Origin of the sequence: Lysobacter enzymogenes (assembly GCF_017168095.1) — a bacterium.
Lineage (GTDB): Bacteria > Pseudomonadota > Gammaproteobacteria > Xanthomonadales > Xanthomonadaceae > Lysobacter > Lysobacter enzymogenes_D.
Genome location: NZ_LXSD01000476.1, coordinates 1 through 8,552 on the forward strand (window position 1 = coordinate 1; position 8,552 = coordinate 8,552).

The window sequence follows — 8,552 nt, forward strand, 5'->3', positions numbered from 1 at the left end:
CCGCGCGCCGCGGTCGCGCGCCGCCTGCACGGCGACGCGCTGCGCCTGCGCGGGCTGGCGCGTTCGCTGGAAGCAGTCAGTCCGCTGGCCACCGTGGCGCGCGGCTACGCCATCGTCCAGCACGAAGACGGGCGCGTGGTGCGCAGCGTGCTCGACGCCGCCCCCGGCGACCGGCTGACGGCGCGGGTGCAGGACGGGCAGATCCGGGTCAAGGTCGAACCGCGCGAAAACTGACTCCACCCGGATCCGCTGTTGTGGGAGGGCCTTCAGGCCCGATGCCTTCCGATCCGATCGCCGCGAACCGAAAAAGAGCATCGGGCCTGAAGGCCCTCCCACCGCCACTGCCCGTGCTTTTCCGGATCGGGCGAAAGTCGCCGCCGGCCCGCATCGTTCCATCGCCGTCGCTCTTCGCTCACGCCGTTTGCGCGATGCTTGCGGTCCTGCGTTTCCGTCCCCGGAGTTCCGCATGACCAAGGCGTCCGACCTGTTCGTCGCCGCGCTCGAAGCCGAAGGCGTGCAATACGTGTTCGGCATCCCCGGCGAAGAGAATCTCGACCTGCTCGAATCGCTTCGCACCTCCTCGATCAAACTCGTCCTCACCCGCCACGAACAAGCCGCGGGTTTCATGGCCGCGACCTACGGCCGCCTCACCGGCAAGGCCGGCGTGTGCCTGTCCACGCTCGGACCCGGCGCGACCAACCTGGTCACCGCCGCGGCCTACGCCCAGCTCGGCGCCATGCCGATGCTGATGATCACCGGGCAAAAACCGATCAAGACCAGCAAGCAGGGCCACTTCCAGATCGTCGACGTGGTCGACACGATGCGCCCGCTGACCAAGTACACCCGCCAGATCGTAGCCGCCGACAGCATCCCGGCGCGGGTGCGCGAAGCCTTCCGCCGCGCCGAGGAAGAACGCCCCGGCGCCACCCACCTGGAACTGCCGCAGGACATCGCCGGCGATCCGACCCAGGCGCGGCTGATCCCGGCCTCGTTCTCGCGCCGCCCGGTCGCCGAGGACAAGGCCATCGAGCGCGCCGCGCAAGCCATCGCCCAGGCCCGCCACCCGATCCTGATGATCGGCGCCGGCGCCAACCGCAAGACCACCTCGAAGACGCTCGAACAATTCGTCGCCAAGCTCGGCATCCCCTACTTCACCACCCAGATGGGCAAGGGCGTGCTCGACGAGCAAGGCCCGCTGTGGCTCGGCAACGCGGCGCTGTCGGACCACGATTTCGTCCACCGCGCGATCGATGCGGCCGACTGCATCGTCAACATCGGCCACGACGTGATCGAGAAACCTCCGTTCTTCATGCGCGAAGGCCGGCGCACGGTGATCCACGTCAACTACGCCGCGGCCGAGGTCGATGCGGTGTACTTCCCGCAGATCGAGGTGATCGGCGACATCGCCCATTCGGTGTGGCGTCTGCAGGACGCCCTGCAGCCGCAGCCGCACTGGGACTTCGGCTATTTCGACCGGGTCCGCGCGGCCTTGCTGGAGCAGCTCGCCGAACGCACCGACGACGACCGCTTCCCGCTGGCGCCGCAGCGTCTGGTCGCCGACGTGCGCCGCGAGCTGTCGCCGCGCGACGTGGTCTGCCTCGACAACGGCCTGTACAAGCTGTGGTTCGCGCGCAGCTATCGTTGCCGCGAGCCCAACACCTTGTTGCTCGACAACGCGCTGGCGACGATGGGCGCCGGCCTGCCCTCGGCGATCGGCGCGCGCATCGTCTGCCCGGACCGCAAGGTGGTCGCGGTGTGCGGCGACGGCGGTTTCATGATGAACTCGCAGGAGCTCGAAACCGCGGTGCGGCTGGGCCTGGACCTGGTGGTGCTGGTGCTGCGCGACGACGCCTACGGCATGATCAAGTGGAAGCAGGCGCACGAGCGTTATCCGAGCTTCGGCATGGACCTGGGCAATCCCGATTTCGTCGAGTACGCGCGCAGCTACGGCGCGCGCGGCCACCGCCCGGCGTCCGCCGACGAGTTCGCGCCGCTGCTGCGCCGCGCGCTGGACACGCCCGGCGTCGACCTGATCGAGGTGCCCATCGACTACAGCGACGACGACGTCATCCTCAACCAAGACATTCCCCAGCGCGCCGCCGCGGTGGTGTGAGCGCGGCGCAACCCACGGAGCATTCTCATGGCCAAGTCCGAGAACAAGAACAAAGCCGCCAAGCCTGGCAAGGGTTTGAAGAGCAGCTACCCCTACTACCTCGCCGGCCGCGCCGTCGCCGCCAACGGCGATCTGGAGGTGCTGGACAAGTACAGCGGCAAGCGCGCCACGCGCGTGGCGATGGCCGACGCCGCCGCGGTGCGCAAGGCGATCGTGGCCGCGCACAAGGCGCGCGAAGCGATGGCGCAATTCACCCCGGACCGCCGCCGCGACGTGCTCGAACACTGCGTGCGCCGCTTCGGCGAGCGCTTCGAGGAACTGGCGCTGGCGCTGTGCATCGAGGCCGGCAAGCCGATCAAGGACGCGCGCGGCGAAGTCACCCGCCTGATCGACACCTTCCGCATCGCCGCCAACGAGGCCACGCGCGATCCGGGCAGCTTGCTGGAGCTGCAGATCTCGCCGCGCACCCGCGGCTATCGCGGCATGGTCAAGCGCGTGCCGATCGGGCCGTGCAGCTTCATCACCCCGTTCAACTTCCCGCTCAACCTGGTCGCGCACAAGGTCGCCCCGGCCATCGCCGCGGGCTGCCCGTTCGTGCTCAAGCCGGCGATCAAGACCCCGGTCGGCGCGCTGATCATCGCCGAGATCCTGGCCGAGACCGATCTGCCCGAGGGCGCGTTCTCGGTGCTGTGCTGCTCCAACGAAGACGCCTCGCTGCTGCTCGAGGACGAGCGGATCAAGCTGCTGAGCTTCACCGGCGGCCTGATCGGCTGGGATCTCAAGGCCCGCGCCGGCAAGAAGAAGGTCACCCTGGAACTGGGCGGCAACGCCGCCTGCATCGTCGACGCCGACCCCGGCGTCGGCCTCGACCACGTGGTCGAGCGGCTGGTGTTCGGCGCGTATTACCAGAGCGGCCAGAGCTGCATCAGCGTGCAGCGCATCTACGCCCATGCCGACATCTACGACAAGCTGCGCAAGAAGCTCAAGGTCGCGGTCGCCGCGCTGCGCATGGGCGATCCGCGCGATGAGAACACCTTCATCGGTCCGGTGGTCGACGAGCCGGCGGCGCAGCGCATCCAGGCCTGGATCGACGCCGCGGTCAAGGGCGGCGCCAAGCGCATCGCCGGCGGCGCGCGCCAGGGCACGATGATCCCGGCGACCTTGCTGGAGAACGTCGCCGACGACGCCGAGCTGTACCGCAAGGAAGCCTTCGGCCCGGTCGCGCTGATCGAGCCGTTCGACGATTTCGACACAGTGCTCGACCGGGTCAACGACAGCGACTTCGGCCTGCAGGCCGGCGTGTTCACCGGCCGCCTCGACCACGCCATGCGCGCCTGGGACCGGCTCGACGTGGGCGGGGTGATCGTCGGCGACGTGCCGAGCTTCCGCGTCGACAACATGCCGTATGGCGGGGTCAAGGATTCGGGCCAGGGCCGCGAGGGCGTGCGCTACGCCATCGAGGATATGAGCGAGCAGCGGTTGTTGGTGATTCGGGATTCAACCGAAGCGACGTAACCCCGGCCCCGTCCGAAGCCCGTCCTCCCCCCGCCCTCCCACCTTCCCCGTCATTCCGGCGAAAGCCGGAATCCATTTTGATTTTTCGCTCCGGCTTCGCGCGGGAAAGCGAAAAGCCAAGATCAAAATGGATTCCGGCTTTCGCCGGAATGACGGGGTGGGTGCGCTCGATTCCCGCCCCCTCGCAACCATCCTCAAAAAAAATCGCCCCAAGCTAACCCCACCGTCCGACCCCGCCCGTTCGCCTTCCCAGGTCCACACACCAGGGAAGCCGACATGTCCGCCGCCGTCCGTCCGTACTCGCCTCGCCTCGCCGTCCATGGCCTCAGCACGGCCTTGCTCGCCGCCCTCGCCCTCGCCGGCTGCCAGTCCACCGGCAGCACCGCCGACGCCAAGGCCGACACGCAACGCGTCGCCGAAGCGCCCGCGCTGGCCGAAGCCGCGCCGGCCGATGCGGTCGCCAATGCCGCCGGCGCCCCGCAACCCGTCGCCGCGCCGCCGGCCAAGCCGCGAAGCATCGCGCCGGCCGTCGTCGACCGGCGCCTGGAGCAGATCGTCGTCACCGGCTCGCGCGTCGGCGCGCCGGCAGCCAAGTCCGCCCTCGCCCGCCGCGCCCTCACCGCGCAAGCCGCCGGCTACGGCTACGCCGCACCGGCGCCGCCGCCCCCGCCGCCGTATTACAGCCAGCCCGCCAACACCGAGAAATACGCGCAGCGCGAAGACAACCCGGTCCAGCGCGCCAGCGAGCAGCCGCTGTCGACCTTCTCCATCGACGTCGACACCGGCAGCTACGCCAACGTGCGGCGCATGCTCAACGACGGCATCCGCCCGCCGGCCGACGCGGTGCGCGCGGAAGAGTTCATCAACTACTTCGATTACGGCCACCCGGCGCCGGCCTCGCGCGCGGTGCCGTTCAAGGTCTCGACCGAACTGGCGCCGGCGCCGTGGAACGCGCAGCGGCAGTTGCTGATGATCGGCATCAAGGGCTATGACGTGCCCAAGCAGACGCTGCCGCCGTCGAACCTGGTGTTCCTGATCGACACCTCCGGCTCGATGAACTCGCCCGACAAGCTGCCGCTGCTCAAGAGCGCGTTCTCGATGCTGACCAGGCAGCTGCGGCCGCAGGACCGCATCTCCATCGTCGTCTACGCCGGTTCTGCCGGCCTGGTGCTGCCGCCGACGGCGGGCGACAAGCAACAGGAGATCCTCGATGCGCTCGAACGCCTGCAGGCCGGCGGCAGCACCAACGGCGGCGACGGCATCCGCCTGGCCTACGCCACTGCGCGCCAGAGTTTCATCAAGGACGGCGTCAACCGGGTGATCCTGGCCACCGACGGAGACTTCAACGTCGGCACGGTCGGCACCGACGCGCTGGAAACCCTGGTCGCCGACCAGCGCAAGAGCGGCATCGCCCTGACCACGCTCGGCTTCGGCGCCGGCAACTACAACGACGAACTGTCGGAGAAGCTGGCCGACGTCGGCGACGGCAACCACGCCTACATCGACACCGTGCAGGAAGCACGCAAGGTGCTGGTGCAGCAGATGGGCGCGACGCTGATGACCATCGCCCGCGACGTCAAGATCCAGATCGAGTTCAACCCGGCGCAGGTCGCCGAGTACCGATTGATCGGCTATGAAAATCGCCTGCTCAAGCGCGAGGACTTCGCCAACGACAAGGTCGACGCCGGCGACATCGGCGCCGGCCACGAGGTCACCGCGCTGTACGAAATCACCCCGGTCGGTTCCAAGGCCGCGCGCCTGCCGCCGCTGCGCTACGCCGCGGCCGCGCCGGCCGCGGGCGCCGGCAACGGCGAGCTGGCCAACCTCAAGCTGCGCTACAAGCGTCCCGGCGAAGAGCGCAGCCAGTTGATCGAAACCCCGATCCTGCGCTCGGGCGAGCGCGCCGCGGCCAGCGATTCGCTGCGCATGGCCGCCGCGGTCGCCGCGTTCGCCGACGCGCTGCGCGGCGGCAGCCAGTACGACGGCTGGGGTTGGGAGCAGATCCTCGGCGCAGCGCGCGGGGTGAAGCGGGCCGATCCCTGGGGCCAGCGCGCCGAGTTCGTGCGCCTGGTCGAGCGGGCCAAGGCGCAGATCGGCGAACTCAAGCCGGCCGCGAAGGTGGCGGTGAGCGAGTAATCCCTCAGCACAGGCGTTGCGCGCGCCGCCGGTACCGTTCTGCGACGCAGTCAGGCCCGTCGCAGCCGGCACCGGCGGCGTTTTTGTGCCGCAGCCCCCTGTAGGAGCGGCGCGAGCCGCGACCGCGACAACAGGGTTACGACGGAAATTTCGGCGTAGCTGCGTTGTCGCGGTCGCGGCTCGCGCCGCTCCTACAGGTGATGCGAACCCGCGTCAGTTCTGGTTCGCGGCGGGCTGGGCGGTTTGCATCCGCTCCGCCGGCCGGCCGAACAGATAGCCCTGGCCGTACACGCAACCCAGTTCGCGCAGGACCGTGCGCTGCGCCTGGGTCTCGACGCCTTCGCCGATGGTGTGGATGCCCAGCGTGCCGGCCAGCGCCTGGATCGCGCGCACCACCGCCACGCTTTCCGGCCGCGATTCGCCGACCAACCCAGCGACGAAACTCTGATCGATCTTCAGACACTCGATCGGGAACCGGTGCAGATACGACAACGCCGAAAACCCCGTGCCGAAATCGTCCAGCTGCGCCAACACCCCGTGATTGCGCAGCGTCCGCAACATCCGCAGCGCGCGCGGCACGTCGTCGAGCAGCGCCACCTCGGTGATCTCGATGCGCAGCCGGCGCGGGTCGGCGCCGGCGCTGTCGAGCAGGCGCAGCAGGCGGTCGGCGAAGTCGCCGGCGCGGAAGTGCTTGGGCGAGACGTTGACCGAGATGTAGCCCTCGCCGCCGCGCGCCAGCTCCTGCACGACCCGGCCGTAGAGGATCCAGTCGGCTTCCTCGATCAGGCCGCTGTCCTCGCCCAGGCCGATGAACTCGCGCGGCAGCAGCAGCCCGCGCTTCTCGTGGCGCCAGCGCAGCAGCGCTTCGTGGCCGATGGCGACGCCGTCGTCGAGGCGCACGATCGGCTGGTAATAGGCGATGAACGCATCGGAATTGATCGCCCGGCGCAGGTCGGCTTCCAGGTCGAGGATGCGCATGGCCTGCTCGCGCATCTCTTCGTCGAACACCGCGAAGCGGCCGCGCCCGGCGCCCTTGGCGCGGTACATCGCCGCGTCCGCGTCGCGCAGCAGTTCGATGCCGCTGCGGTAGCGCGGATGCCACAGCGCGATGCCGACGCTGGCCGAGGGGAACACCTCGCGCCCGGCCACCCAGCACGGCTCGCCGAGCGCGCGCAGCACGCGCTGGGCCAGTTCCTCGGCCACGTTGAGGCCGTCGATGTGCTCGACCAGGATCGCGAACTCGTCGCCGCCCAGCCGCGCCACCATGTCCTCGCCGCGCACCGCGCCGACGATGCGGCGGCCGCTTTCCACCAGCAGTTCGTCGCCGGCGGCGTGGCCGACGCTGTCGTTGACCAGCTTGAACCGGTCCAGGTCGAGGAACAGCACCGCGAACGGGCGCTGCTCGCGGCGCGCGCGGGCGATGGCGTGGTCGAGCCGTTCCAGCAGCTGGCTGCGGTTGGGCAGCTCGGTCAGCGGATCGTGCAGGGCCAGGTGGGTGAGCTTGCGCTCGGCGCGTTCGCGCTCGCCGATCTGCGCGACCAGCTCGGCGTTGGTGTGGGCCAGCTCGCGGGTGCGGCTGGCGACGCGCTGTTCGAGTTCGCCGTGCGCGGTCAGCAGCCGGTCCTGCGCCTGCTTGCGCGCCAGGCCGATGCTGATGTGGTGGGCGACGAAGGTCAGCAGTTCCTGGTCGCGGGCGTTGAAGCTGATCGCGCGCGAGTAGCTCTGGATCGCGATCACCCCGACCACCGCATCGTCGCGGTACAGCGGCACGCCCAGCCAGCAGTGCGCGGCCGAGCCGTGGCTGCGCACCTCGCCGCGGCTGTTGAGCTCGGCGATGCGGTGGCGGTCGGCCAGCAGCGGCCGGCCCTGGCGGATCACGAATTCGGTCAATCCGCCGGCGAGCTGGCGGGTCTCGCGGATCATGTCGCGTTCGTCGATCGAATACGGGAACTGCAGGCGCGCGCCGTCGTCGGACAGCAGCGCGATGTAGAAGTTGCGCGCGTACAGCAGCTCGCTGACCACGTCGTGGACCTGCGAGTAGAAGCGCTCCAGCGTGTCGGAGGTGATGGTCAGCTCGGCGATGCGGAACAAGGCGCGCTGCAGCCGTTCCGAGCGCTGGCGTTCGATGATCTCGGCCTGCAGGTCGCGGTTGCTCAGCTGCAGCGCGTAGGTGCGCTCGGCGACCCGGCGCTCGAGTTCCTCGCGCGCGCGGAAGCGGTCCAGCGCGGTGAGGATGTGCTGGGCCACGAACGCCAGCAGCGCGCGGTCTTCCTCGCCGTAGCTGTCGGCGCTGTCGTAGTTCTGCACCACCACCGCGCCGCACACGCGCTCCTCGCGCCGCATCGGCACCCCCAGCCAGTCGGCGCTGTCGGGGCCGTGGTGGTCGTCGTTGGGCACGTTGAGCCGTTCGCGCAACTGCGCCGAACTGCCCTGCAGCGGCTCGCCGTGGCGCAGCAGGGCCAGGGTTAGGCTGGTCGGCATGTCCTCGCCGCGGATGACCTGCAGCGGGTTGGCCACGTACGGGTCGTTGCGGTCGGCGAAATACAGGAAGCGCATCGTGTCGGCGAGGTCGTCGTAGAGCACGATGTAGAAATTCTCGGCGTACATCAGCCCGCACACCACGCCGTGGATGCGGCTGAGCAGGTCGTTCATCTCCAGGCCCGAGCCGGCCAGGTCGGCGATGCCGAACAGCGCCTGCTGCAGGCGCTCGGATTTCTCCAGCGCCTCGGCGCGGGCGTGCGCGCGCAGCGCGGCGAGTTCGGCGGCGACCACCCGCCGCGCCATCGCC

6 protein-coding genes are annotated in these 8,552 nt (G+C 69.7%); 4 read left to right on the forward strand and 2 right to left on the reverse strand.

All coding sequences use genetic code 11. The features are described 5' to 3' along the window. On the forward strand, positions 1-234 hold a 234-nt coding region (locus tag A7A76_RS19975; RefSeq protein ID WP_277425860.1), incomplete at its 5' end, for an exodeoxyribonuclease VII large subunit. On the opposite strand, the gene A7A76_RS26915 is transcribed toward A7A76_RS19975, so the two are convergent. Then, on the reverse strand, positions 209-388 hold the full coding sequence (locus tag A7A76_RS26915; protein ID WP_428995202.1) for a DUF6053 domain-containing protein: 180 nt from the start codon (positions 386-388) through the stop codon (positions 209-211). The genes A7A76_RS19975 and A7A76_RS26915 overlap by 26 nt on opposite strands. Positions 389-466: 78 nt before the next feature. Here A7A76_RS26915 and A7A76_RS19980 point away from each other — a divergent pair, with 78 nt between their 5' ends. The 3 genes from A7A76_RS19980 (at position 467) to A7A76_RS19990 (ending at position 5,764) form a co-directional block, all read left to right on the forward strand. Further along, a complete protein-coding gene (locus A7A76_RS19980; protein WP_206412939.1) occupies positions 467-2,113 on the forward strand; it encodes an acetolactate synthase large subunit in 1,647 nt (548 codons plus the stop codon). A 27-nt stretch (positions 2,114-2,140) separates the two neighbouring features. Beyond that, positions 2,141-3,628 (forward strand): aldehyde dehydrogenase family protein, encoded by a 1,488-nt coding sequence (locus A7A76_RS19985; protein WP_206412941.1) that lies wholly within the window; start codon positions 2,141-2,143, stop codon positions 3,626-3,628. A gap of 276 nt (positions 3,629-3,904) precedes the next feature. Beyond that, positions 3,905-5,764, forward strand: a complete 1,860-nt coding sequence (locus A7A76_RS19990) for a vWA domain-containing protein (RefSeq protein ID WP_206412943.1) — start codon at positions 3,905-3,907, stop codon at positions 5,762-5,764. A 213-nt stretch (positions 5,765-5,977) separates the two neighbouring features. Here the strand turns inward: A7A76_RS19990 and A7A76_RS19995 are convergent. After that, positions 5,978-8,552 (reverse strand): EAL domain-containing protein (locus A7A76_RS19995; RefSeq protein ID WP_206412945.1); only part of this gene is annotated, 2,575 nt, incomplete at its 5' end.